Source organism: Acidimicrobium ferrooxidans DSM 10331 (genome assembly GCF_000023265.1).
Classification (GTDB): Bacteria; Actinomycetota; Acidimicrobiia; order Acidimicrobiales; family Acidimicrobiaceae; genus Acidimicrobium; species Acidimicrobium ferrooxidans.
In genome coordinates, this window is sequence record NC_013124.1 from 1624391 (window position 1) to 1648551 (window position 24161).

Sequence of the window (24161 nt, forward strand, 5' to 3'; positions counted from 1 at the left end):
TCAGCTCACCTTTCCTCGTCGTGCCACTCGTCTGACTGGCTTGGGTAGTCTGGCCAGCGCAATCCTACCGCTGCGCTGCACCTCGACGATCCCGAACTCTCCAAGGAGCGCCTCGACGTCGTCAAGTGCCGACGGCGCGAGCGCGAACATCAAGGTCAGCCGTTCGGCGTTCACGTCGAGCACCTGGCCGCGGAACAACTCGGCGAGCTCGAGTGCTCGTGACCGGGACCCACCCTCGGCCACGATCGTCACCAACATGGACTCGACCTCGACGGCGTCCGACGGGTCGAGCTCGGTGATCTTGAGGACGTTGATGAGCTTGTGGAGCTGCTTCGTGATCTGCTCGAGCGGCGCGGTCTCGACGTCGACGACCATGGTGATCCGAGAGAAGCGCTCGTCGTCCGTGGGTGCGACCGCTAACGAGTAGATGTTGAACCCCCGTCGTGAGAACAGGAGCGCGACCCGAGCGAGCACCCCCGCCTTGTTCTCGACGAGGACCGAGAGAATATGGTGCCGCCCGTGGACGGGCTGGCGAATTGCGCCGATGGGGACCAGATTCGACGAGGCGCTCATCGACCATCCCCCACGAGGTGAGGCGGCAGCACGATGTCATCGTTCGATGCTCCGGCCGGCACCATCGGGTACACCTTCTCGAAGGTATCGACCCGAAAGTCGATGACGACGGGCCGGTCGTCCACCTCGTTGGCCTTCTCGATGGCAGCGTCGACCTCCTCGGGGGCGTCGACCCGCATGCCCACCGCCCCCATCGCCTCGGCCCAGCGCACGTAGTCGGGCAGGTCCGGCGAGAGATAGACCTCGCTGTAGCGCTCGTCGTAGAACATCTCCTGCCACTGACGGACCATGCCGAGATAGCCGTTGTTCAAGATGGCCACTTTGATCGGGATGCGCTCTGCCGATGCGGTGACGATCTCCTGCGCCGTCATCTGGAAGCTGCCATCACCATCGATCGCCCAGACCATCTGCCGAGGCCGGGCAGCCTTGGCGCCGACCGCCGCCGGCACGGCGAAACCCATCGTCCCGAGCCCACCCGAGTTGATCCACTGGCGTGGCGCACGGAACGTCCAGAACTGCGAGGCCCACATCTGATGCTGACCCACGCCAGCCACCAAAATCGTGTCGTCCGGCGTCAATGCTCGCAACCGCTCCACGACGAACTGGGGCTTCGTCGCAGAGCCTGGCTCGCTCGGGACGTACGACAGCGGATAGCGCTGCTGCCACTCGGCGATCGTCGCACGCCAGGCCCCAAGGTCGGCCGGCTCGGCCGGCAAGCGCCGAAGCAGCTCCGGCAAGACGTTGCGCAGGTCCCCGACGATCGGTACGTCGGCACGGCGCACCTTCCCCAACTCGGCCGGATCGACATCGACGTGGATGACCTTCGCCTCGGGAGCAAACGCGCTGACACGGCCGGTCACGCGATCGTCGAAGCGTGCTCCAAGGGTGATGAGCAGGTCAGCGCGCTGCATGGCCATGACGGCGGCATAGGTGCCGTGCATGCCAGGCATGCCGAGCGCGAGCGGATGGTCGTCGGGGATGATGCCCCGAGCGAGCAGGGTGGTCACCACCGGGATACCTGTGCGTTCCGCGAGCGCTCGGAGCTCTCGCTCGGCCCCCGCACGGACCAGGCCGCCCCCCGCATAGATGACCGGCCGCCGAGCCGCGGTGATGAGCGCCGCAGCCTGTTCGATCATCTTGGGGTGGCCCTTGGTCACGGGCTGATACCCGGGCAGGTCGAGACGGCGCGGCCAGTACCACTCGAGCTCGCCAGTTGAGACATCCTTCGGGAGGTCGATGAGCACGGGGCCCGGACGTCCAGTGGTGGCGACGTGGAACGCCTCCGCCACCACGCGCGGGATGTCTGCCGGGTCGGTCACGAGCCAGTTGTGCTTCGTGACCGACATGGTGATGCCGGTCGTGTCGACTTCTTGGAAGGCGTCAGAGCCGATCGCCCCGGTCGGGACCTGGCCGGTGATCACCACCATGGGCACGGAGTCGATCGCGGCGTCGGCGACCGCCGTCACGATGTTGGTCGCCGCCGGACCGCTCGTGACGATGGCGACGCCCGGACGACCGCTCGCCTGCGCATAGCCCTCCGCCATGTGGCCAGCACCTTGCTCGTGACGCACGAGCACATGCCGGATGGGGGAATCGAGCAACGGGTCGTAGACCGGAAGGATCGCGCCCCCCGGCAACCCGAAGACCACGTCGACGCCCTCCATCTCGAGGGCGCGCACCAGCGCCTGTGCTCCCGTCAACCGCATGTCGTGACCCCCTTGTGCTCGGCGCTCGCCGCCAACTCCTCCTCAGACCGTCTACCGCGACCCGGATAGCAAAAGACCTCCCGCAAGGGAGGTCCGATGGGCACGACGACGGAGGACGCCGTGCCCTAGCGAAGGAGTACGAGCGAATTCGTCGCCATGGCACCCAACCTAGCGCGAGTCGTCGTCGAATCCTGCCGAGGTCACCGCCCCAACATCGGCACCGCGCACGAGCGCCGCGAACTTCGCGAGCGCACCGCTCGTGTAGCGAGGGGGCAAGGGCGCGAACGACGCTCGTCGTCGCTCAAGCTCGTCCGGGGCGACGAGTAGATCGATCGCATGGTTCGGGACGTCGATGCGAATCCGGTCCCCGTCGCGCACGAGCGCGATCGGGCCGCCGTCGGCGGCCTCGGGAGCCACGTGACCGACGCACAGTCCATGGGTGCCCCCCGAAAAGCGACCGTCGGTGACGAGCGCCGCGTCCGAACCGCGTCCCGCCCCCTTCATCGCACCGGTCACGGCGAGCATCTCGCGCATGCCGGGCCCGCCCTTCGGGCCCTCGTAGCGGATCACGACGACGTCGCCAGCGCGGATCTCCCCGGCCAAGATGGCGGTCAGGGCAGCTTCCTCGCGGTCGAACACCCGGGCCGTCCCCTCGAAGACATCCTGGTCGATGCCGGCCACCTTCACGACCGATCCGCGCGGCGCGAGGCTTCCCGTCAGCACGGCGATACCCCCGACGGCATGAATCGGGTCGTCGAGACGGTGAATCACGACTCCATCGGCCGCTGGCGGATCATACGCATCGAGTTCATCACCGAGGGTTCGCCCCGTGGCCGTGAGTACGTCGGTGTGGACGAGACCCGCCTCGGCCAGCTCACGCAGCACGACCGGGACCCCGCCGACGCGGTCGATGTCGGTCATGTAGAACTTGCCGTGCGGCTTGGTGTCGGCGAGGTGCGGAACCCTCGCGGCGATCCGGTTGAAGTCATCGAGCCGCAGCTCGACACGGGCCTCGTTCGCGATCGCCATCAGGTGCAAGACGGCGTTCGTCGACCCGCCGAGCGCCATGACGGTTGCGATGGCGTTCTCGAAGGCCTCCTTGGTGAGGATGCGTCGCGCCGTGATCCCGAGCTCGAGCTGGCGCATGACGAGTTCGCCCGCCTCGAACGCCGCGTCTGCACGACGGCGATCCACCGCTGGCGCGGACGCCGACCCGAGCGGCGCCAAGCCCAGCGCTTCGGACACCGAGGCCATGGTGTTGGCGGTGTACATACCCGCGCACGAACCGGGCGTCGGGCACGCGTTGCGCTCGATCGCGCTCAGTTCGTCCTGGCTGATCTGTCCGGCAGCATATGCACCGACCGCCTCGAACACCGAGACGATGTCGAGCCGCTGATCCTTCAGATGACCCGGGAGGATGGAGCCGCCGTAGACGAACACGCTCGCTAGGTCCAGCCGTGCCGCGGCCATCATCATGCCGGGGAGCGACTTGTCGCACCCGGCAAGCGTCACGAGTCCGTCCATGCGCTCGGCGTGCACCATGAGCTCCACCGAATCCGCGATGACCTCGCGCGACACGAGGGACGAGTGCATCCCCTCATGACCCATGGAGATGCCGTCCGATACCGCGATGGTTGCGAACTCGAGCGGCACGCCGCCGGCTGACCGCACGCCAGCCTTGACCCGCTTGGCGAGCTCACCGAGCGGCAAATTACATGGTGTCACCTCGTTCCACGATGAGGCGACCGCAATCTGCGGCTTGTCGAAGTCCTCCTCGACCAGCCCAACCGCGCGAAGCATCGCGCGCGCTGGTGCTCGCGTCGGCCCCTCGGTGACGTCCCGGCTCCGAACCTTCAGCTGCCGCCGCTCCACGTTGACACCCCCTGCTCTGCGACGTCGGCGACAACGCCGACAGCTCGTTTGCCGTGCGGGCCCGCCCGAACCGCTTACCCTACGTCGAACTACGCTCCGACGAGGCGCGCTCGTCGAGCGCACGGCGGGCGAGCTGACCAGGGACCTTACCACCCGAACGGCGCACCACCTGTCCTACGAGGAACCCCGCGATCTTGGCGTCGCCCGCCACGAAGCGCCCCCACTCCTCGGGCGCCGACGCCGCGACCTCCTCTGCCAACCTCGCAGCCTCGGCTTCGAGCCCTTCCCGTCCGCCCGCCACGGCCGCGACGAGGGCCTCGATCGGATCCGAACGCTCGGCAGCGATACGCAGCACCTCTCGGACCTGCTGGGCGAGCAGCAGGCCGTCTGCCTCGGCCTTGAGGACCTCGACCACGCGCGCGGGATCGATCTCGACGCCCTGCGAGCGCACCTGCGCGATCTCGTTGGCGACTCGCCTCGCAACGAGTGTCGCTGGAAGTCCGGCGTCGAGCGCAACTCGGGTGTAGGCCCACAGCTCCTCCGACACCGCCGTCTCGCGCACGTCTGGGCTGACGGCCGCGTCGGCGAGGCGAGCACGGCGTGTGCGCGGCAGCGAGGCGACGAGTAGGTCCGACATCGCCTCGACGGCGGCCTGATCGACCACGAGTGGCGGGAGGTCCGGCTCGGGGAAGTAGCGATAGTCCTCGGCGGCCTCCTTGGTCCGCAAGCCGACGGTCGCACCGCGAGCCTCGTCCCAGTGGCGCGTTTGCTGCACCACGGGCTCACCGCGCTCATAGCTCTCGATCTGGCGCATCGCCTCGGCGGCGATGGCACGCTGCAACGAGCGCAACGAATTGAGGTTCTTCAGCTCGACACGGGTCCGCAGCTCCTCCGAACCGATCGGTCGGACGGAAACGTTCGCGTCGACACGCAGGGACCCCTCCTCCATGCGCCCGTCGCTCGCACCGACGGCGACCACGATCGCACGGAGCTCGCTGACGTAGGCGCGTACCTCGTCAGGGTCGCGCAGATCAGGGGCCGACACGATCTCGAGCAGCGGCACGCCCGCTCGGTTGTAGTCGATCAGGGTCCGCTCGGCCGACTCGATGCGGCCCCCTCCACCCACGTGTGTGAGCTTGCCGGTGTCCTCCTCCAGATGAGCCCGCTCGATGCGAATCCGTCGACCCCCATCGAGCTCGACCGCACCGCCCGCACAGATCGGCACGTCGTACTGCGAGATCTGGTAGTTCTTTGGCATGTCCGGGTAGAAGTAGTTCTTGCGGTGGAACTGGCTGCTCTGGACGCGCGATCCCAGGGCGGCTCCGACCGCCATGGCGATCTCGACGCAGCGCGCGTTCACGACCGGGAGGCTCCCCGGGAGGCCGAGACAGACCGGACACACGTTCGTGTTGGGTGCCTGCCCGAATGCGTTGGCACACCCACAGAACAGCTTCGTCGCGGTCCGCAGCTCCACATGGACCTCGAGGCCGATCACGAGCTCGAATCCGCGCTCGAGCCACGGCCACCTCATCGCTCGGCTCCCGCCTCGAGCGCTCGCGCCGCCACCAACATGCGCGCATCCTCCCACGCAGGTGCCATCACCTGGATCCCGATCGGCAAGCGATCAGCGTCGTAGCCGAAGGGCACTGACACCGCAGGCCCACCGACCAGGTTCGACGGCACCGTACAGACATCGGACCGGTACATGGCCACCGGATCGGCGACCCGCTCTCCCAGGCGGAACGCCGTCGTCGGCGACGTCGGGGTGATCAGCACGTCGACATCGGCAAAGGCACGAGCCAAGCCGGCAGCCAGCCACGTGCGCACGCGCTGAGCCTGGACATAGAGGGCGTCGCGATAGCCCGCCGACAGCGCGTAGGTGCCGAGCATGATGCGTCGCTTCACCTCGTCGCCGAAGCCTGCGGAACGTGTCGCCACCATCATCTCGTCAGTGGTGAGCGCCTCGACGCGGAGTCCGTAGCGGACGCCATCGAAGCGCGCGAGGTTCGACGACGCCTCAGCCGGGGCGACCACGTAGTACGCAGCGAGTGCGGCTGCCACCTCGGGGATCGACACGGAGACGACGCTCGCACCCAGGCGCTCGAGGTGGCGGGCGGCCGCCTCGAGCGCGGCCGCCACCGCCGGATCCGCGGTCTCGGCGAGCTCCGTCACCACGCCGACGGTCCAGCCAGCAACGTCGCGATCGGATGGATCGCTCACGATCGGGCCGCGGGGTGCACTCGTGGCGTCACGCGGGTCGTGCCCGCTCAGTACCGCCAGCAACGCCGCGGCGTCGTCCACCGTCGCCGCGAAGGGGCCGATCTGATCGAGGGATGAGGCGAAGGCGATCAAACCGTAGCGTGAGATCGCGCCGTAGGTCGGCTTCACGCCGACCACGCCACAGAGGGAGGCGGGCTGGCGAATGGATCCTCCGGTGTCAGAACCGAGCGCAAGCGCGCTGAAGCGGGCCGCCACCGCGGCCGCAGACCCGCCAGAGGAGCCTCCCGGAACACGGTCGAGATCGTGCGGGTTGCGAGTCGGCCCAAAGGCAGAGTTTTCGGTCGACGATCCCATGGCGAACTCGTCGAGATTGGTCTTGCCGACGATGACGCCGCCAGCGGCGAGCACCCGGTCGACGACCGTCGCACTGTAGGGCGACACCCACCCTTCCAGGATCCGCGAGCCCGCCGTGGTCGGGACTCCCTCTTGGACGATGTTGTCCTTGATCGCGATCGGTACACCGGCGAGCGGACCCGGATCATGACCGGCCCGCACGGCGGCGTCGACAGCCGCCGCCCGGCGGCGCGCCGCGTCGAAGTCGAGATGGAGGAAGGCATGGACCTCGGGCTCTTCGACCGCGACCTGCGCCTCGTAGGCCTCGAGCACCTCCTCGGCCCGCACAGCACCCTCGCGGACCGCACGAGCGATGTCGACCGCCCCCAGATCGAGAATCGCCTCCGAGTTCACGCGTCGAGCTCCACGATCGGCGGCACCACCAGCAGCTGCTCCTGGTTGAGGCGATCCCCGCTGGCCAACCCGGCGGGGCCGAGACTTGCCTGGACGACATCAGGGCGTAGCGACGACGACTCCGATGGGACGTGCTCCATCGGGGCCACGCCCGCAAGATCGAGCCGAGCGATCTCGTCGATCAGCGCCAACACCCCAGAGAGCTGGTCGCGGTAGTGCGCGAGTTCACCGTCATCGAGACGCAGCCGCGCGAGCCGGGCCACGTGGAGTACTTGCTCAGTGGAGATGCCGTCCTGCACGCGCGCCATCCTAGCGACGCGGCCACGACCGACTAAGACGTGATCGCACGCAGGATCGCCGTCACGCGCTCGTCCCGGGTCGCGAAGACCTGCGCCAGCCCGAGCAGCTTCGTGATGTCACCGTTCACGGTGACGCGGCCGGCGAGGAACGCCTCGACGGCTCGCTGGGGGTCCATGTCGACGAACATGGCCTTGGCGGTCTCGTAATCGATCGTGATGGTGAGATCCGCCTCGTCCACGAGGCCCAAGCCGATCTCCAAGATGCCCGAGGTGGTATCGATGTGAGCCGTGATCGGTTCGGGGCCGAACGGCGTCCCACTGATCAGCTGGTTCATCCGCAGCGGCACCGACACGCTGATGGGCTCGATACCGAGCCGACTCGTCAGGTTGTCGAACTCCTCGAGCCATGCCTGCGACAAGAACTCGTGTTTCGCAAGCCCCTCGAGGATTTCGGGATCGAACGACTCCATGCCCCACTTCCTGACCGGCGTTACTGCGTGCAGCCTACGAGTTCGGGGCGAGCACCAAGTTCACCGCGCTCCCGACCGGGACCTCGGTGCCAGCCGGCTCACCCTGGGCGACGACGACCGCCGAGGTGCCGAGGTAGGACGCAACGCCGTTCAACGACAGGCCGCCCGGCGTCGTGAGCTGGCCATAGGTCAGGTGATCCGCCTGGAGCGCAGCGACCGCTTGCGCAAAGGTGTCGTCGAAGAGGTTCGGGACCGCGACGTCGGGGGGACCTTGCGAGATCACGAGCGCCACAGTGCTGCCGAACGGAGCCACCGTGCCCGCACCCGGCGATTCGCTGACGACATCGCCCGATGGGACCGAGGTCGAGTACGCCTGCGACGTCGTGACGGCGAATCCAGCCGCGCGGAGGGCGGCTGCTGCAGTCGCCTCTGGCTCTCCCGCGACCGCCGGCACGGCGCGCGGCGGCGGTCCAGCGGACACGATCAGCACGACGACGCCGTGCCACCGGACGCGTTGGCCAGCCAGGGGCTCTCGGATCACGGTGCCGGCCGAGACGGTGGCCGAGTAGGCCCGATCGAGCCGCACACCAAGACCGACACGCGAGAGCGCGCGTCGAGCATCGGAGGCGATGAAGCCGACGACGTCAGGGGCGACCACCGGCGCATGGCCGCGTGACACGAGGATCTCGACGACCGCGAGCGGATGGAGGGCAACCCCTGCACCAGGCACGGTCCCCACGACGCGTCCGGGCGCGACCGTGGCGCTGTAGGTCTCGCCCGTCCGAATGCGGAAGAAGCCGAGCTCGGAGAGGCGTGCTCGTGCTGCGGCAGGTTCGAGGTCTGCCAGCCGCGGCACGCTCAGGCGTCGAACGGCAAGGTACCAGGTTGCACCCAGGGCGGCCACGACCACGATGACGAGCAGCATGAGCCACACACGCCGCCGACGTCGCGCTGGAGGGCGTGCCTCGATGCTCGTCAGCGACGCCGTGCGGCCCTGATCCGGGGGGACGAACGCGACCGACAACGAACTTGGGTCGAGGACGGCCTCAGGATCGTGCGCAGGATTTTCGAGCGGTAGCGGTGACGGCGCCGGGAGCGCGCGCACCAGTTCGTCGATGAGACGATGCAGCGTCTCATCGTCCGGTCGCTCGGCGGGATCCCGACGCGTCATGCGAACCACCACGTCGAGCAGCTGTCGTCCGGGCTCAGGGTTGACCACGTCCTTCGTGAGGCGTTGGCGCGCGACCTCCTCGATCGACCCGCCCTCGAACGGGAACGAGCCAGTGGCGAGCTCATAGAGCACGAGCCCGAGCGCGTAGGTGTCGGCCGGGGCCTCACTGCGAGACGCCAGCTCGTCGTGTGCACCCAGGGCCGAGCGCAGCTGTTCGGGCGCTGCGTATCTCGGTGTGCCGGCGTGGCGCCCACCGGAGGTCTCCGATGCGTGACGCACCAGCCCGAAGTCAGCCAGGCGCACGTGGCCCGTCTCGTCGAGCAAGATGTTCCCGGGCTTGACGTCCCGATGGGTCAGACCGTGCGCATGGGCGGCAGCCAGCGCGCTCGCGACCTCTTGGGCGATCCGGGCGACTTGCGCATCGTCGAGACGGCGACCACGGCGGACGAGATCCTTCAGCGATCCGTTCGGCATGTACTCCATCACGAGCACGAGCCCGATCGGCGGGCCAACGTCGAGGAGGTCGAGCACACGAACGACGTGGGGATGCTGCATCTGCGAGATGACCTGCGCTTCGCGCCGCAGCTCTCGAACAAAGGTGCCATCGGTGCGCAGCTCCGGCCGCAGCACCTTGAGCGCGACGGGCGCACCGAGTCGAAGGTCGAGCGCGACGTAGACGACACCGGCACCACCGGTGCCGAGGCGCCGCTGGACGACGTAGCGACCAACCAGGGTCCGACCTGTGATGTCATCCATCGGCGACGTCACGCTGACCAACGGGCTCCCACCTCGATCCCGCGATCGACGGTATCACGCATCCGACCCGCCTCGACGGTCGATGAGCTCTCGGAGCCCATCGAGGTCGATGACGGGGATCCCCCGAGCGCGGGCCTCGTCGAGCTTCGACCCCGGTGATGCCCCCGCCACCACGTAGCTCGTCCGCTGGCTCACCGACGTACGCACCTGGCCGCCGTGCTCCTCGATGAGCGCAGCGAGCTCCGCACGGCCAATGCCCGGCACGGTGCCCGTCAGCACGAAGCTGAGGCCCTCCAGGGGTCCACCGGCCGCGCGCGGGCGATCGGCTGAGGCTCCGACCCCAGCACGTTCGAGCTTGTCGAGGATCTCGCGCCCGAGGTCGCTGTCTCGAAACGCGACGACGCTCGCCGCAACGACCGGGCCGATCCCCTCGACGCGACAGAGCTCGTCCTCTGTCACGGTTCGAAGGCCACTGAGTGAGCCGACGACGTCAGCCACGAGCATGCCGACGTGCTGACCGACGTTGTCGATGGCGAGGGCGAAGATGACACGCCCGAGCGGGCGCGACCGCGACGCCTCGATGCCAGCTCGGAGGCGCTCGATGCTCCGGTGGCGCACCCCAGGGAGCCGTGCCAGGTCGTCGTCCGTGAGTCGGTACAGATCCGGCGGGACGACCACGAGCCCTGCCTCGACGAGCTGGCGCGCGCGTTGTTCTCCCAATCCATCGATATCCATGGCGTCGCGACTGGCGAAGTGGATGAGGCGCTGCACGAGCTGCTCGGGACAGCGACGGTTGGGACAGCGCCAGTCGACCTCGCCGCGATCGCGCACGAGGGGCGTATGACACACCGGGCAGGTCGTGGGGAAGACCCATGGCACCGCGTCGTCGGGACGCAGCTCGAGTACCGGACGAACCACCTCGGGAATCACCTCACCGGCTCGGCGAACGATCACGGTGTCGCCGACACGAACGTCGAGCCGTGCGATCTGGTCTGCGTTGTGCAGCGTCGCGCGACTGACGGTCGAGCCGCCGACCCGGACCGGATCGAGCACCGCGAACGGCGTCACCTTGCCCGACTTGCCCACCGACACCTCGATCCCCACGAGCCGGGTCGGACGCTCCTCGGCGGGGAACTTGTAGGCGATCATCCACCGTGGCGCGTGCGTCGTCGTGCCGAGACGCACGCGATCCTCGAGGCGGTCGACCTTGATGACCGCACCGTCGATGTCGTAGTCGAGCCCGTCACGAGCCTCGGCGAGCCACGCGAGCTTGTCGGCGAGCTCGTCGAGGCCGACCGGGGTGGCGTGTGCTTCGACCTGAAAACCAACCTCGCCGAGCCACTGGAGCGCTTCGTGGTGGTAGTCGAAGCTCGGCCCCTCTTCGAGCTGGTAGGCGAAGAAGGAGAGCCCGCGGTCGCGGGTGAGCGCCGGATCCTTCTGGCGAAGGCTCCCGGCAGCGGCGTTGCGAGGATTGGCGAACGGTCGCTCCACGCGCTCGTTCAGGGCCCGAAAGGCCGAGCGGGGCAGGAAGAGTTCGCCGCGCACCTCGACGAGCCCAGGTCCCGTGACGCCCTTGAGACGACGTGGGATCGCGTCGACGACGAGGGCGTTCGCCGTCACGTCCTCGCCCACCTCGCCGTCGCCGCGAGTGGCAGCTTGGGCCAGACGGCCATCTACATAGGTCAGCGAGAGCGCAAGGCCGTCGATCTTGAGCTCGAAGAAGAGCGCAGGGTCGTGGCCAAGACCGCGCCGCGTCCGCTCGACCCAGGCGTCGAGCTCGTCGGCGTCGAAGACGTTGTCCAGCGAGAGCATCGGCGTTCGATGGCGCACTGGAGCGAAGCTCGATCCGGGAGGCGCGCCTACCCTCTCGGTGGGCGAGTCCGGAGAACGGAGTTCGGGGTGGGCCGCTTCCAACGCCCGCAGCTCGAGGACCAGCCCGTCAAACTCATCGTCGCTCATGATCGGATCATCAGCGACGTAGTACGCCTCGCTCGCTCGCTGGATGAGCGAGCGCAGCGCGGCAACGCGGGCAGCGGCCGACTCAGTCATCGTCGACGACCCGTGCCGAGGCGAGTACCCGATCCTTGGCGTCGTAGAGGACGACTCGCTGCCCGGGAGCGACGCGACGAGCAGGCTCGTCGAAGGCGACCGCCGCCTCGGACAGCGACCCAGGAAGCGCGACGCCATGCGCTGCAGTTTGGACGAGGCCCCGAAGCGGCTCGCTCCGGGGCACGTAGGACACCAGATCCTCGATCGGCTGGGCTGCGACCAAGAGATCGCTCGCACTGCCGACGCGAACAGCCGTCCGAGACTTCGCGATCACGTAGCGCGGGGTGGACCCCGAGCGACCGGGTTCGCGAAGCCGCTGGCCCACGGTCGCCAGCTCGAACGGCAGCGTGACCCCGACCGGCTCACCCGCGACGTCGCGGACGGGTACATCGGTCAAGCCGACGGCCGCGGACACGAACGCCGCTCGCCCGTGGGGCACGAAACACACGTCCTGCGAATCGCGCTTGTCCCACACCGGCAATCCGGCCGCGTGGGCACGGGTGCGCACCTCGTCCTTGGAGAGCTCGCCGAGCGGCAGCCAGAGACGCGCGAGCACCTCCGGGGGCACGTCCGCCAACACGTACGACTGATCCTTACGCCGATCCCGCCCCCGAACGAGCATCGGCCGCGACCCATCGAGGACCGTCGCATAGTGACCGGTCACCAAGCGGGAGGCGCCGAGTCGCTGTGCCCAAGCCGCGAGGGCGGTGACCTTGACGTAGCGGTTGCACGACATGCATGGATTCGGTGTCCAGCCTCGCCGATGGGCGTCGAGATAGGGTTCGACCACGGCGCGGTGGAACTCCGCTCGCATGTCGGCCACGATGTGGTTGATGCCGAGCAGGGCTGCCACGGTGCGCGCGTCCTCGACGTCCCCAACCGAGCAGCAGCCGCGGTCACCTGCGGCTTCCGTCAGGCGCAAGGTGACGCCGATCACGTCGTGACCAGCCTCACGCGCCATGAGCGCCGCAACCGAGGAGTCGACGCCCCCGGACATCGCGACCACGACACGCGCCACCGACCCTCCCCTCGACGTGCCCCACGCTAGTGGCGTGCCTGCCGCGACGATCGACCGAGCGCGCGCGAGAGGAGCCCCGGGACGTCGGTGATGATGGCGTCGACACCAAGGCTGTCAAGGAACGTCGCCTCGGCGACATCGTTGATCGTCCACACCCACACCTCGCAACCGAGCGCGTGCGCGTCCCGAACGCGCCGCTCGGTGAGCAGTGGAACGCCACGATACGAACGCGGTACCGACAACACGCGCCAGGGGGGTCGACGCTGGCGCGAACCAGCGATCCAGGCTGCCACCTCACTGGGGGCAGCGGTGGTCCGCACGCCGGGCCAGCGCGACCTCACCCGCTCCAGAACCCCCCGATGAAAGCTGGCGACCACGCAGCGCTCGAGGGCCCCCGCATCCGTGAGCGTCGCGATGACGCGTGCCTCGAGGTCGCCCGAGGGCCCATCGTCGTCCTTGATGTCGATGGAACACGCGAGGCCCTCGGTCACCGCCAGCACCTCCTCGAGTCGAGCGAGCGATGCCTCGTGGGTGCCGCACGGGAGCCGAATCGTCGCGAGTTGCTCCCAGGTCGCCGATGCGATGGAGAGCGCCACACCAGCGGTCCGATCCAGCGTCGGGTCGTGATGGACCACCAGCACCCCATCGGCACTCTTGCGCACGTCGAGCTCGACCCCAGTAGCACCGCGCGCCGCTGCACTCGCAAAGGATTCGCGGGTCGACTCGCACGCCTCTCCCATGCCCCCGCGATGCGCCACGATGAGCGGCGTGCTGCGCCCGTCCACGCCCGCGGATCCTAACGACTAGGCTCGACGCCAAGGCATGCTCCACCACGTTCTCTTCGACCTCATCGGATCCCTGCGCGCAAGCCTCAAAGACGCCATGCTTGAGGGCGGCGGACTCGACGAGCAGCTTCACGTCGACATCCTGCTGGGGGACACAACCTACGAAACGTCGGCAAGCCTCCCGGGTGAGGAAGCGCCGCCACGTGTGCGCGCGGACATCTCGCTGGAGTGGTCGACCTGGGCTCAGAGTGCCTATCGATCCTGGACGCTCGGTGAGGGACTCGACGAACCCATCGACGTTGTCCTCGAGGTCGCGCTTCGCGTGTCGGGCCTTCGGGGCCCCGCCATGAGCGCCGCGGCGTTCCGGTCATCGCTGCCATCGCAGTCGCCTCCGCTCGTCAATCACGAGGTGCTCGAGCTGCGAACCGTCTCGGCCGAAACCACCATCGACCCCGACGAGGATCTCGAGGAACTCAGCCTCGAGGCGGTCTACGACGTGACCTTGTCCCTCGACGAGAACGAGCTCGAGCACCCCGACTCGCTCCACGAGGCCCTGCGGCGACTCTCGGGCTGGATCGCGAGCGCACTCGTCGCAGCGAGTGACCTCACGGCACGACACCGCGCACCCTGAGATCGCGTTGCGCGAGTCGACGTGCCATCCCGTAGGCTGACCACAGAGACGAGGGGGTGCCGTGAAGCCAATCCCGGTTGAGTTCCACCTGGGGCCGCTTGTGCTCCACACGTACGGATTCGGCCTCGGCGTCACCTTCTGGTTCGCCTACTGGTACCTCGGCAAGCGCTTCCGCCGGTTCGGTCTCTCGAGCACCTGGCTCGAGCGTGGTTTCATCCCTATCATCGTGATGGCCATCGTCGGTGCCCGCGTCGTGCACGTTGTCGCGAACATCGAGGCCTATCTCCACAACCCAATCGGGGTGTTCGAGGTGTGGCAAGGCGGTCTGTCGTCGTACGGGGGCCTCGCAGGCGGCATTCCGACCGCGTTGTGGTATCTCCACCGCGACATGCCGAACCTCCGTTTCCGCCGGGCCTTCGACATCGCAGCACCGGTCCTGCTCGCCTCGTGGTCCATGGGACGCCTTCTCGGTCCTCAGCTGATGTACGCCGGCGGTGGCCTGCCGACGAAGGCGTGGTACGGCATGTACTACACCGGCGAGATCGGCAAGCGCATTCCGGTGCCGATCTTTCAGTCGATCGAGGACTTCACCTGCTTCCTCCTCACGCTCTGGATCGCACGCCACTTTGCCCGCTGGCGCATGCCGGCAGGCTCCGTCGCGGTCGCCGCCCTCGGATTGTGGTCGATCGAGCGGTTCTTCGACGAGTTCCTGTGGCTCGCCCGTCCGCGGGTCTGGGATGCCGTCGAGGTCTTCGCGCTCATCTGTCTCGCCTTCTGCGCCGCCACGCTCGCCGTGCTGACGTCACGGCGAGGCCGTACGACCGAGGTGGTCGACCTCCCGAAGCTCGTGGCCACAGGACCAACCGCGTGAGCTCGACCGCGCTGCTCACCGACCGTTACGAGCTCACCATGCTCGAGACTGCGATCGCGAGCGGCCTTGCAGAGGTTCCGGCCACCTTCGAGGTCTTCGCACGCTCGCTCGGCGGTCGTGGCTTCGGTGTGGTCGGTGGCACCGGCCGGCTCGCCGAGGCGCTTCGAGCCTTTCGCTTCGACGACGAGATCGTGCGTTGGCTCGTCGACGAGCGCGTCATCGGGTCACCGACCGCTCGCTACCTCGAGCACTTTCGCTTCAGCGGCTCCATCGCCGCCTACCCCGACGGAGAGCTCTACTTCCCTGGTTCGCCGATCCTACGGGTCGACGCGCCGTTCGGCGAAGGCCTGCTCATCGAGACGCTCATCCTGTCGATTCTCAACTTCGACACGGCGGTCGCGACAGCTGCAGCTCGGTTACGGCTCGCGGCGGGCACGGCCACACTCATCGAGATGGGCTCTCGACGCGTCCACGAGCGCGCTGCGGTTGCCGCAGCACGTGCAGCATGGATCGCAGGCTTCGACTCCACCTCCAACCTCGCCGCGGGTCAACGCTACGGCGTTCCCACCGGTGGCACGATGGGGCATGCGTTGGTGCTTGCCCATCCGAGCGAGCGGGCCGCGTTCGAGGCTCAGGCCGCCGTGATCGGATCCTCGACCACCGCCCTCGTCGATACCTACGACATCGGGCACGGTATTCGCCAGGCGATCGAGGCGTTCGGCACCGATCTCGCGGCGATCCGCATCGACTCCGGCAACCCATTCGTCGAGGTACGGCGTGCTCGTACGCTGCTCGACGAGCTCGGAGCCACGAAGACGCGCATCCTGATCTCCGGGGACCTCGACGAGGGGCTCGTCAGGCGCCTGGTCGCTGAGCCGGTCGATGGATTCGGCGTCGGGACCAAGGTCGTCACCGGGGGTGGGGTGCCCACGGCACAACTCGTCTACAAGCTCGTCGCCGTCGAACGCAACGGCGTTGCGGAGCCCGTCGCCAAGCTCTCGGCGAACAAGGAGACGTCTGGAGGCCGCAAGGCTGGGTACCGACGCCTCCGCAACCATCGCATCGTCGAGGAGTTCTCGATCGACCCAGCCGTGACCGTCGAGCCGACCGACGACTCGACCCTGATGGCCCTCGAGGTCCCCGTCATGGTCGAGGGAGACATCCTCGATCCGGAGTCTGCGGCCCAGAGTCGTCAGAGGCTCGCCGACCGTCTCCCGACCCTCGGCGAGGACCTCGACGCGATCCTCGATGCAACGGAGCCCCTGTTCGTCTGCCACCACCTCGGTCCGTCGCTGCCACGTTCCGGGCACGGCCAGCACGACCAGTAGCGTGTCGAGATGGACACCACGTCGCTCACGCGAGCCCATCCGAGCAGCCTCGGCTTCGACGCGCACGTGCTCGAGCGCCTTCGGCGAACCCTCGACACCTGGATCGAAACCCAACGCCTCGCTGGCCTCGCGGTCGCCATCACTCGCGACGGTGAGGTCGCCTTCGAGCACTACACCGGATGGGCCGATCGAGCGCGCAACGTCCCGGTCACGCCGCAGACGCTCTTTCGGATCTACTCGATGACCAAACCCATCACCTCGATCGCGGCGCTCCAGCTGGTCGAGGAGGGACGGATCCGCCTCGACGATCCGATCGCAACGGTCTTGCCCGCCTTCGCCGAACCACGCGTACTCGTCTCTGGCGGTGCGCCAGGGGGCTACGCGCCAGCGGTGACGCGCGGGGCGATCGAACCCATTCGGCTCTGGCATCTGCTCACCCACACCGCCGGTCTCACCTACGACTTCCATCGCCAGAGCGCGGTGGACGCGATGTACCGCAAGCTCCAGCGCACCCTCGACGGCGCCGACCTTGGAGCCTGGGTCGACGCACACGCCGAGCTCCCGCTCCTGTTCGACCCGGGCACGCACTGGAACTACTCCATCGCCACCGACGTCGTCGGCCACCTGGTCGCGACGCTGCGAGGCGCACCGCTCGCCGACGTCCTCACAACCTTCGTCCTCTCGCCTCTCGGCATGCACGACACGACGTTCGAGGTTCCGGCCTCAGAGGCCGATCGCATCGCCGCGATCGTCACCCCTGGTGGCGACGGGACGCTCCATCGCCTCGGGCCCGTGCAGCCGGAGACCCGCGTGGCGCCGATCGACTCCGGTGGCGGCGGGTTGTTCTCGACCCTCGAGGACTACACACGCTTCAGCATCGCACTCGCCCTCGGTGGCCGCCTCGGGGACGCACGCCTGGTCGGACCGCTCACACTCGATGCGATGCGATCCAACCACCTTCCCGGAGGTTCGGACATCCCCACCATGGCGATCGCCAGGCCACAACCCGGCGACCGCCCAGGGACCGGCTTCGGCCTTGGCTTCTCGGTCGTCGATGATCCGATTGCCTCACACCGACTCGGTCCGCGAGGTTCCTACGGTTGGGGCGGCATGGCCTCGACGACCTTCTTCGTGTGGCCGGCTCAACGCGTGAGTGTCGTGTTCATGACACAGCTTGTGCCGTCGAACACGTACCCGCTCGCCGAGGAACTCGAGACGTTCGTCGCAGCAGCGCTCACGCGGCCCTGAGTCGCACGCCCGAGCCGGGCTCGCGTGTGGCGACCCGACGAGCCTCGCGGACTCAGGCCTGTCGGGCCTCAGCCGCCTGCGCCTCCGCGATCTGACGACGCACGTCGTCCATGTCGAGGGCAAGGACCTGCGAGATCAGGTCGTCGAGCGCCTCCTTCGGGAGCGCTCCAGGCTGGGAGTACAGCAAGATCTGCTCGCGGAAGATCATCAGCGTCGGGATCGACATGATCCCGAACGCCGCTGCGAGCTGCTGCTCGGCTTCGGTGTCGACTTTGCCGAAGACGATCTCCGGATGGACCTCGGACGCCTGCTCGTAGATGGGCGCAAACATCCTGCAGGGACCACACCACGCCGCCCAGAAATCGACGAAGACGATGTCGTTCTCCTGAATCGTCGCCTCGAAGTCGCTGAGCGTCAGATTGCGGGTCGCCATGATACCTCTTCCTCTCGATGAGTTCGCTCTGGCCTAACGCCAATACCCATAAGGGTATTCCGTGTGCCCGGAGCGGGAGTCGAACCCGCACGGCCAGCGGCCCGGAGGGTTTAAGCCCCCTGCGTCTACCGTTTCGCCATCCGGGCCTTGTCTCGACACCACGACCAGGCTAGCCCTCGGCGCCGCTCACGCCTCCACGTCGGTGAGCAGCTCGGCGAGCGACGGGTCGAGCGCGACCACGGCAGCAGCCGTCCACACCCCAACCGGCGAGAACCCCCCTGCCAGCCACAGTGCAAGGTGAGCATGCAGGCACTTCACGCCAGCGCGCGCACCAGCGATCCGTGGATGCGGGACGTGGCGTCGGGCAGAGGCATGGGCGTGTTGGGCCAACTCGAGTGCGCGAGGGTCGACGAGCTCCTCGGCCCTACGAACCCCTCGTCGAGCCTCGACTCGAGCAACCGCCTGCACGAGTCGGCGATCGACAAGCCAAAACCAGTTCGATTGAGGACGGCCCTGCCGGTCGTATTCGGCCAGTTCGATGACGATGGGCCAACCCTCGCGAGAGCGTGCGGCAACGGTGTAGGGAATGCTGGGCAGGCGACCAAGCTGGTCGGACACCCACGCCTCGTCCTCCTCACGCACCACGGCCACGGCGTCCTCGCCGGCGCAGCAGAATCGCGACGACCACCGCCACAGCGATCACGGGAGCGAGCGCCCGGCGAGCGAGCGGACGCCAGCCCACACCGAGCACGTCGAGCGGCGGGTTGTCGGCAGGCGTTCGAACGGCAGGCGCCGTCGTCGCATCGGACACGGGCTCTGCCTCGGTCGATGCGGAGTCGGTGGCCTCACCCGCCTCGTCGCTCGCCGACGACGCTTCGCTCCCGACCTCGCCGGGAGGCGTCTGCAAGAGGTCGGCGAGCCGATCGGCGAACTCACGCATGAGCTCGGCAGACACATCCGCAAGGACTCCACGACCGAACTGTGCGACGCGGCCAGCGATCTGCAGATCGACCACGACGTCCACGTGCGTTCCCTCGCCGTGCGGTGTCAGCGTCGCCGTCACCGTCGCCGATGCCCGTCCTTGTCCCCGCTGCTCTCGACCCTCGGCGCGAAGGACGGCAACGCCGTGCTCCTCGTCGAGCGAGACGAACGACGCCTCACCCTTGTACGAAGCGGTGATCGGTCCGACCTTGACCTTCACCGTGCCAAGGAAGCGATCTGCGTCGCGCCCGGTCAACGCCGCACCCGGCAGGCACGGAGCGATGCGTTCGAGATCGGTCAAGACGCTCCAAGCGACCGCCGGACTCGCCGGCACGTCGAACGCGTTTCGGATCTCCACCGCTATCCTCCCTCTCCCTCATCAGCTCGTTCCTCGGCGCGCGAGAGATCGTGCCTCGTATCGACGTCCATCGGGTCACCTTGACACGAGACCGACACCACCGTCAGGTCCCTTCGGGCGAAGAGTGCTCTCGCTCCGACGTCTCCTGAGACTGGGAGTGCACCGAAGAGGCGCCTCGCGATGCGCACGGGATTCGCTCGCGACCCAGCATACGTCGCCACCGCGAGATCGACCTCCTCGGGAGCCGCGGCCACGGCGTCCCACGCCTGCGCCGTGATGAACGGCTGATCTGCGAGCCCGACGACCATGCCACTCGCCCCGTCTGCCTCGGCCCACGCCGCCGCGAGCGCAAGCGAACTCGCAAGGCCGCGCTCGGGATGGGGATTCACGATCACCTCGAAACCGGTCGGCACGAGATCGTCGAAGCGATCCCGACCGACCACGACCGCGCGCGCGGCCAGCAGACGTGCGTCGGCACACGCGCTGAGCGCCCATGTCAACAAGGCGCGACCACCGAGAGGAGTCCGCAGCTTCGCACCCGGTGGATCGAATCTGGTCGCTCGACCTGCCGCGAGGACCGCTCCGACCCACCTCACCATGTGAACGCACCAGCGGCGTGAATGTCGCCGTCCGTCGCCGAGAGAGGCGTACCGCTCCTGCCCTCTCGACGAGCGATGATCTCGGCAACGATCGCGATCGCCGTCTCCTCCGGCGTCCTCGCGCCGAGGTCGAGCCCGATCGGCGCCGCCACTCTCGCATCGACCTCGTCGAGATCGACGCCCGCCTCCCGCAGACGCTCACGACGATCGCGCTGGGTCCGACGCGAGCCCATCACACCGATATAGCCAGCCCGCGTGGCAAGGGCAGCCTGGATGGCGGGCACGTCGAACTTCGGGTCATGCGTCAGCACGCAGATCGCATCGCGCGCCTGGATCTCGTCGCGATGCGCCTCCAACCACGCGTGAGGCCATGCGACCACGACCTCATCGGCCATGGGGAAGCGCTCTCTCGTCGCAAAGAGCGCACGCGCATCGACGACGAGCACGCGATAGCCGAGCAATCTGGCGGTTCGGGCAAGCGCATCGGCAAAGTCCACCGCGCCGAGTACCACCATGGTGGGGGGCGGCGCCTCAACGGCCAAGACCACCGAGACCTCGCGCGAGCGCGTCTCGCCGAGTCGACCGAGCTCGCGGCGCGTACCCCTCGCTGCGTCGATGGCCCCTGCCGCCTCTCTCGCGACGACCCGATCCAACGACTCGTTGCCGAGGCTACCGAAGCGTCGACCATCGCCGAGGACCGCCAACGTCGCGCCGACCTTGGGCATCGCGACGCCCACGTGGTCGGCGGCGAAGTAGTCATCGACTGACGAGTCCACCTGCCACACGAACGCGAGGCTCGCCGCGACACCGTGGCCGATGGCGTCGACGACCTCGTCCAAGAAGTCTGGCGGATCAGGATCGACGAGAATGTGGAACGTACCGCCACAGGTCAGACCGACGGCGATGGCCTCGTCGTCCGAGTAGCCAAAGGCGAGCGTGGCCGCCCCCCGCTCCACGGAGCCCGTGATGCCGATCGACGCAAGGACCGCTTCGGGGGCATCGAGCCGCGCGAGCGCCTCGGCAACGACGGCCCCCTCGACGCACCCACCCGACACCGACCCGACGACCTCAGCTCGCTCGGAGACCGCCATCATGGTGCCCGGTTCCCGCGGTCCTGATCCTTCGACCGCGACGACGGTGGCGAGCGCCGCGCGCACGCCAGCCCTTCGCCACGCGACGACCGCCTCGAGTGCCTCACGCACGGCCCGCCTCCTCCACGATCCTCACCGCTGCCCGCTCGAGCGACGCAACGCTCTCACCCGCGACCAAGGCATCCACGTACTCGAGTGCTGCCGCCATCCCGCGCGCGAGGGGCGCGTAGCCATCCAGGCCAGCCAGCGGATTCACCCACACGATCGCGGCGCTGCGCCGACGGAGCGAGGCCATCGCTCGGCGCATCTGCTCGGGATCGCCCCGGTCCCAACCATCAGAGCACACCACCACGACCGCTGAGCGCAAGCTGCGCCGCACGCCATGGACGAAGGCTTCGATCCCTGCACCGAGGCGTGTCCCGCCACCCCAGTCAGCGACCAGCGCGACCGCTTCCTCCACGGCGACGTCAGGATCCCGCCCACCGAGCGCTCGACTGATGCGGGTGGCACGGGTCCCGAGCGCCCACGCCTCGACCTTGGCGACAGCGGCGAACACCCACGCGAGACGGAGCATGGCCACGGCGTAGGGCTGCATCGAGCCGGAAACGTCCAGTAGAAAGACCACGGGACGCGGAACCGTCGTGGCTGCTCGATACCGACGCTCGATGGGTTCGAGGTCAGTCGCGAAGGCAGCGCGCATGGTCGCCCGCGCATCGAGCTGTCCGCGAGGTGCGGAACGGCGGCGCGCGCTCCGTCGCATCGGAGGGGCAAGACGAAGCGCCGCGAGCGCCTCCATCGCCTCGGCGCGCTCGGTGGCGTCGAGCGTGCCGAGGTCGGCCGAGTGCAGGCGCTCGACCGCCGAGTAGCGAACGACACGCTCCGCGCGACGCTCGGTCTCGTTCTCGCCGGCACCGTCGTCGCCGTCGTCGAGGGCCACCATGGTCGGCAGCACGACCTTCGACGCGTTCGGTGCGACGATCCCGAGATAGGAGGCCGCTAGCTCGAGGTAACGAGGGACGTCGTCAGCACGCTTGACGAACGTGGCGAGTCCGGTCTCGAGTACCACTCGCCGACTTCCAACGCCCACGACGTCCAAGGCTTGCTCGAAATCGATCGTACTCGAGGTCGAAACGCGCAATCCGCCGCTGCGGAGGTGATCGACGAACCCGACGACGAAGCGTTCAGCTCGACCCACCATCGCCGTCCACCACGCCAGCACGCTCGCGAATCGTCCGCACGCCGATCGCCTCGATGCGCTCGAGATCTTCTCGTCCCTTGACGACGAGTCCGAGCGTGGCATCGACGAGCTCATCGTCGAGGTCGTCGATGCCGAGGCGCACGAGCGCCTCCGCCCAATCGATCGTCTCGGAGATTCCGGGAGGCTTGAACAGGCCCTCTCGCCGAAGTGCCGCGACGACACGGGCGATCTCCGTGGCAAGCCGAGCGCTCACATCCGGGACGTGTCGACGCACGATCTCGGCCTCCAACGACGGACCGGGGGCGTCAACCCAGAGGTAGAGGCAGCGCCTCGCCAGGGCCTCGTGGAGTTCACGCGTCCGATTCGACGTGAGCACGACGATCGGGATCACCTGGGCCCCACGAGCGCCGAGCTCCGGAATGGTCACGGTCCAGGTGGAGAGCACTTCGAGCAGGTAGGCCTCGAACGCCTCGTCTGCACGGTCGACCTCATCGAGCAGCAGCACCGGTGGACGGGCAGGATCCTCGCCGCCGAGTGCCCGGAGTACCGCTCGCTCGACGAGGAACCGAGGTGAGAACAGCTCCGCCTCGATGTCATCGACCTCGCGACCGCGCAGAGCATCTCGCGCGAGCGCCTCGAGCGTGCGCACGTGCAAGAACTGGCGTCCCCAGTCCCAGTCGTAGACGGCCTGATGGACGTCGATTCCCTCGTAGCACTGCAGCCGCTCCAGCGACCCGCCGAAGACGCGCGCGAGCGCATAGGCAAGCTCGGTCTTGCCGACACCGGGCTCCCCCTCCAAGAGCAGCGGTCGCTGCAGCGAGACCGCGAGGAACCCAGACAGCGCCACCCGTGGCGAGGCCAGGTAGCCAACGGCGTCGAGTGCACGACGCAGATCCTCTGGTCGTTCGATGCCGTGCGCTCGAAGCGGCTCCGGAGACCTAGGCAAGCTCACGCAGTGCTCGTGCCACCAGGACCTCGGCAAGGTGACGGCGGTAGTCGGCAGACGCGTTGACGTCGCTCGGCGGTTCGAGCCCCTCGGCGGCACGTCGGGCTGCCTCGTCGACGCCAGCACCGCTCGCGAGCGCCTCCTCGACGCCCATCGCACGTACTGGCGTCGGTGCCATGTTGACGAACGCAACCCGCGTGCTCCCGTTGCGCACCGCGACGACTCCCACGATCGCCCAGTCCTGCGCCCGACGGTTGAGCTTCTGGAACGAGTAGTCCCGCACCGCCGGCACGCGGATCTCGGTGAGGACCTCGTCAGGCGCGAGTGCCGTCTCGAGGAAGCCCCGAAAGAAAGTGCTCGCCGGGATGCGCCGCTCGCCCCCGCCGCCGCGTGCCACCATCGTCGCCTCGAGCGCGAGCAGCGCAGCAGGCAGATCGGCAGCACCGTCACCGTGAGCGACGGAGCCACCGATCGTCCCGCGATGGCGTACGGACGGATCGCCAATCTGGCCCGCCACCGCAGCGAGAACCGGCACCCGACGCCGAAGCACCTCAGAGGTCGCGAGGTCATGATGACGAGTCAGGGCCCCGATCGCGACCTCGTCTCCATCGTCGCGCACGTACGAGAGGTCCGGGAGGTGGCCGATGTCCACGAGCAACGACGGTGAGGCCAGACGCAGCTTCATGAGTGGCAGCAGCGAGTGACCGCCAGCGAGGAACTTGGCGTCGTCGTGCTCGCCGACCAAGGCGATCGCCGCGTCGATCGACTGCGCTCGGTGGTAGTCAAAGGGCGCTGGAAACATGCATCCTCC

23 protein-coding genes and 1 tRNA gene are annotated in these 24161 nt (G+C 68.2%); 4 read left to right on the top strand and 20 right to left on the bottom strand.

Annotated elements, in window-relative coordinates; genetic code table 11:
- From ilvN to AFER_RS08065, 11 genes are all read right to left on the bottom strand, one after another.
- Positions 1 to 573: an acetolactate synthase small subunit gene (ilvN, locus tag AFER_RS08015; protein WP_015798947.1), complete on the bottom strand. Its 573-nt coding sequence runs from the start codon at positions 571 to 573 to the stop codon at positions 1 to 3.
- Entirely contained in the window at positions 570 to 2279 is a 1710-nt protein-coding gene (locus AFER_RS08020) for an acetolactate synthase large subunit (protein WP_015798948.1), read from the bottom strand. Before AFER_RS08020 ends, ilvN begins: the two co-directional genes overlap by 4 nt.
- Before the next feature lie 168 nt (positions 2280 to 2447).
- A complete protein-coding gene (gene ilvD, locus AFER_RS08025; RefSeq protein ID WP_015798949.1) occupies positions 2448 to 4151 on the bottom strand; it encodes a dihydroxy-acid dehydratase in 1704 nt (567 codons plus the stop codon).
- 79 nt (positions 4152 to 4230) lie between these two features.
- Positions 4231 to 5682 carry an Asp-tRNA(Asn)/Glu-tRNA(Gln) amidotransferase subunit GatB gene (gene gatB, locus AFER_RS08030; RefSeq protein ID WP_015798950.1) on the bottom strand — a complete coding sequence of 484 codons (1452 nt, stop codon included), beginning with the start codon at positions 5680 to 5682 and terminating at the stop codon, positions 4231 to 4233.
- Positions 5679 to 7118, bottom strand: coding sequence for an Asp-tRNA(Asn)/Glu-tRNA(Gln) amidotransferase subunit GatA (gatA, locus tag AFER_RS08035; protein ID WP_015798951.1), 1440 nt, complete (start codon positions 7116 to 7118; stop codon positions 5679 to 5681). The genes gatB and gatA overlap by 4 nt, the downstream gene beginning before the upstream one ends.
- Positions 7115 to 7417 (bottom strand): Asp-tRNA(Asn)/Glu-tRNA(Gln) amidotransferase subunit GatC, encoded by a 303-nt coding sequence (gatC, locus tag AFER_RS08040; RefSeq protein ID WP_015798952.1) that lies wholly within the window; start codon positions 7415 to 7417, stop codon positions 7115 to 7117. The genes gatA and gatC overlap by 4 nt, the downstream gene beginning before the upstream one ends.
- A gap of 32 nt (positions 7418 to 7449) precedes the next feature.
- Positions 7450 to 7887: an SCP2 sterol-binding domain-containing protein gene (locus AFER_RS08045; protein ID WP_015798953.1), complete on the bottom strand. Its 438-nt coding sequence runs from the start codon at positions 7885 to 7887 to the stop codon at positions 7450 to 7452.
- 34 nt (positions 7888 to 7921) lie between these two features.
- Entirely contained in the window at positions 7922 to 9814 is a 1893-nt protein-coding gene (locus AFER_RS08050) for a Stk1 family PASTA domain-containing Ser/Thr kinase (protein WP_015798954.1), read from the bottom strand.
- Positions 9815 to 9868: 54 nt separating this feature from the next.
- Entirely contained in the window at positions 9869 to 11863 is a 1995-nt protein-coding gene (gene ligA, locus AFER_RS08055; RefSeq protein WP_015798955.1) for an NAD-dependent DNA ligase LigA, read from the bottom strand.
- Positions 11856 to 12881 (bottom strand): MnmA/TRMU family protein, encoded by a 1026-nt coding sequence (locus AFER_RS08060; protein ID WP_015798956.1) that lies wholly within the window; start codon positions 12879 to 12881, stop codon positions 11856 to 11858. The genes ligA and AFER_RS08060 overlap by 8 nt, the downstream gene beginning before the upstream one ends.
- 26 nt (positions 12882 to 12907) lie before the next feature.
- Positions 12908 to 13666, bottom strand: a complete 759-nt coding sequence (locus tag AFER_RS08065; RefSeq protein ID WP_015798957.1) for a glycerophosphodiester phosphodiesterase — start codon at positions 13664 to 13666, stop codon at positions 12908 to 12910.
- Positions 13667 to 13703: 37 nt separating this feature from the next.
- On the opposite strand from AFER_RS08065, the gene AFER_RS08070 reads away from it, so the two are divergent.
- The 4 genes from AFER_RS08070 to AFER_RS08085 all read left to right on the top strand — a co-directional run bounded on the left by AFER_RS08070 (position 13704) and on the right by AFER_RS08085 (position 17744).
- Positions 13704 to 14297 (top strand): hypothetical protein, encoded by a 594-nt coding sequence (locus AFER_RS08070; RefSeq protein ID WP_015798958.1) that lies wholly within the window; start codon positions 13704 to 13706, stop codon positions 14295 to 14297.
- Between the two features lie 61 nt (positions 14298 to 14358).
- Positions 14359 to 15168: a prolipoprotein diacylglyceryl transferase gene (locus tag AFER_RS08075; protein WP_015798959.1), complete on the top strand. Its 810-nt coding sequence runs from the start codon at positions 14359 to 14361 to the stop codon at positions 15166 to 15168.
- On the top strand, positions 15165 to 16496 hold the full coding sequence (gene pncB, locus AFER_RS08080; protein ID WP_015798960.1) for a nicotinate phosphoribosyltransferase: 1332 nt from the start codon (positions 15165 to 15167) through the stop codon (positions 16494 to 16496). The genes AFER_RS08075 and pncB overlap by 4 nt, the downstream gene beginning before the upstream one ends.
- Before the next feature lie 9 nt (positions 16497 to 16505).
- Positions 16506 to 17744 (top strand): serine hydrolase domain-containing protein, encoded by a 1239-nt coding sequence (locus AFER_RS08085; protein ID WP_015798961.1) that lies wholly within the window; start codon positions 16506 to 16508, stop codon positions 17742 to 17744.
- A gap of 52 nt (positions 17745 to 17796) precedes the next feature.
- On the opposite strand, the gene trxA is transcribed toward AFER_RS08085, so the two are convergent.
- The 9 genes from trxA to AFER_RS08130 form a co-directional block, all read right to left on the bottom strand.
- Positions 17797 to 18177: a thioredoxin gene (gene trxA, locus AFER_RS08090; RefSeq protein WP_015798962.1), complete on the bottom strand. Its 381-nt coding sequence runs from the start codon at positions 18175 to 18177 to the stop codon at positions 17797 to 17799.
- A gap of 64 nt (positions 18178 to 18241) precedes the next feature.
- Positions 18242 to 18323: transfer RNA gene (locus AFER_RS08095), tRNA-Leu, on the bottom strand.
- Positions 18324 to 18363: 40 nt separating this feature from the next.
- The gene (locus tag AFER_RS08100; protein ID WP_015798963.1) at positions 18364 to 18822 is read right to left on the bottom strand and encodes a DUF501 domain-containing protein; all 459 of its coding nucleotides are present in this window, start codon (positions 18820 to 18822) and stop codon (positions 18364 to 18366) included.
- A complete protein-coding gene (locus AFER_RS08105; RefSeq protein ID WP_015798964.1) occupies positions 18812 to 19516 on the bottom strand; it encodes an SRPBCC family protein in 705 nt (234 codons plus the stop codon). Before AFER_RS08105 ends, AFER_RS08100 begins: the two co-directional genes overlap by 11 nt.
- Positions 19517 to 19518: 2 nt before the next feature.
- The gene (locus AFER_RS08110; RefSeq protein ID WP_041661789.1) at positions 19519 to 20115 is read right to left on the bottom strand and encodes a nucleotidyltransferase family protein; all 597 of its coding nucleotides are present in this window, start codon (positions 20113 to 20115) and stop codon (positions 19519 to 19521) included.
- Positions 20109 to 21317, bottom strand: a complete 1209-nt coding sequence (locus tag AFER_RS08115) for an XdhC family protein (RefSeq protein WP_015798966.1) — start codon at positions 21315 to 21317, stop codon at positions 20109 to 20111. The genes AFER_RS08110 and AFER_RS08115 overlap by 7 nt, the downstream gene beginning before the upstream one ends.
- On the bottom strand, positions 21310 to 22404 hold the full coding sequence (locus AFER_RS08120; RefSeq protein WP_015798967.1) for a vWA domain-containing protein: 1095 nt from the start codon (positions 22402 to 22404) through the stop codon (positions 21310 to 21312). The genes AFER_RS08115 and AFER_RS08120 overlap by 8 nt, the downstream gene beginning before the upstream one ends.
- Positions 22388 to 23356 (bottom strand): AAA family ATPase, encoded by a 969-nt coding sequence (locus AFER_RS08125; protein WP_015798968.1) that lies wholly within the window; start codon positions 23354 to 23356, stop codon positions 22388 to 22390. The genes AFER_RS08120 and AFER_RS08125 overlap by 17 nt, the downstream gene beginning before the upstream one ends.
- Positions 23343 to 24152, bottom strand: a complete 810-nt coding sequence (locus tag AFER_RS08130) for an FAD binding domain-containing protein (RefSeq protein WP_015798969.1) — start codon at positions 24150 to 24152, stop codon at positions 23343 to 23345. Before AFER_RS08130 ends, AFER_RS08125 begins: the two co-directional genes overlap by 14 nt.
- Positions 24153 to 24161 lie beyond the last annotated feature (9 nt).

Coding starts and splice junctions, on each gene's coding strand:
- ilvN (WP_015798947.1), bottom strand. CDS start 573: ATGAGCGCCTCGTCGAATCTGGTCCCCATCGGCGCAATTCGCCAGCCC.
- AFER_RS08020 (WP_015798948.1), bottom strand. CDS start 2,279: ATGCGGTTGACGGGAGCACAGGCGCTGGTGCGCGCCCTCGAGATGGAG.
- gatB (WP_015798950.1), bottom strand. CDS start 5,682: ATGAGGTGGCCGTGGCTCGAGCGCGGATTCGAGCTCGTGATCGGCCTC.
- AFER_RS08045 (WP_015798953.1), bottom strand. CDS start 7,887: ATGGAGTCGTTCGATCCCGAAATCCTCGAGGGGCTTGCGAAACACGAG.
- AFER_RS08050 (WP_015798954.1), bottom strand. CDS start 9,814: ATGGATGACATCACAGGTCGGACCCTGGTTGGTCGCTACGTCGTCCAG.
- ligA (WP_015798955.1), bottom strand. CDS start 11,863: ATGACTGAGTCGGCCGCTGCCCGCGTTGCCGCGCTGCGCTCGCTCATC.
- AFER_RS08070 (WP_015798958.1), top strand. CDS start 13,704: ATGCTCCACCACGTTCTCTTCGACCTCATCGGATCCCTGCGCGCAAGC.
- AFER_RS08085 (WP_015798961.1), top strand. CDS start 16,506: ATGGACACCACGTCGCTCACGCGAGCCCATCCGAGCAGCCTCGGCTTC.
- trxA (WP_015798962.1), bottom strand. CDS start 18,177: ATGGCGACCCGCAATCTGACGCTCAGCGACTTCGAGGCGACGATTCAG.
- AFER_RS08110 (WP_041661789.1), bottom strand. CDS start 20,115: ATGGTGAGGTGGGTCGGAGCGGTCCTCGCGGCAGGTCGAGCGACCAGA.
- AFER_RS08120 (WP_015798967.1), bottom strand. CDS start 22,404: ATGGTGGGTCGAGCTGAACGCTTCGTCGTCGGGTTCGTCGATCACCTC.
- AFER_RS08130 (WP_015798969.1), bottom strand. CDS start 24,152: ATGTTTCCAGCGCCCTTTGACTACCACCGAGCGCAGTCGATCGACGCG.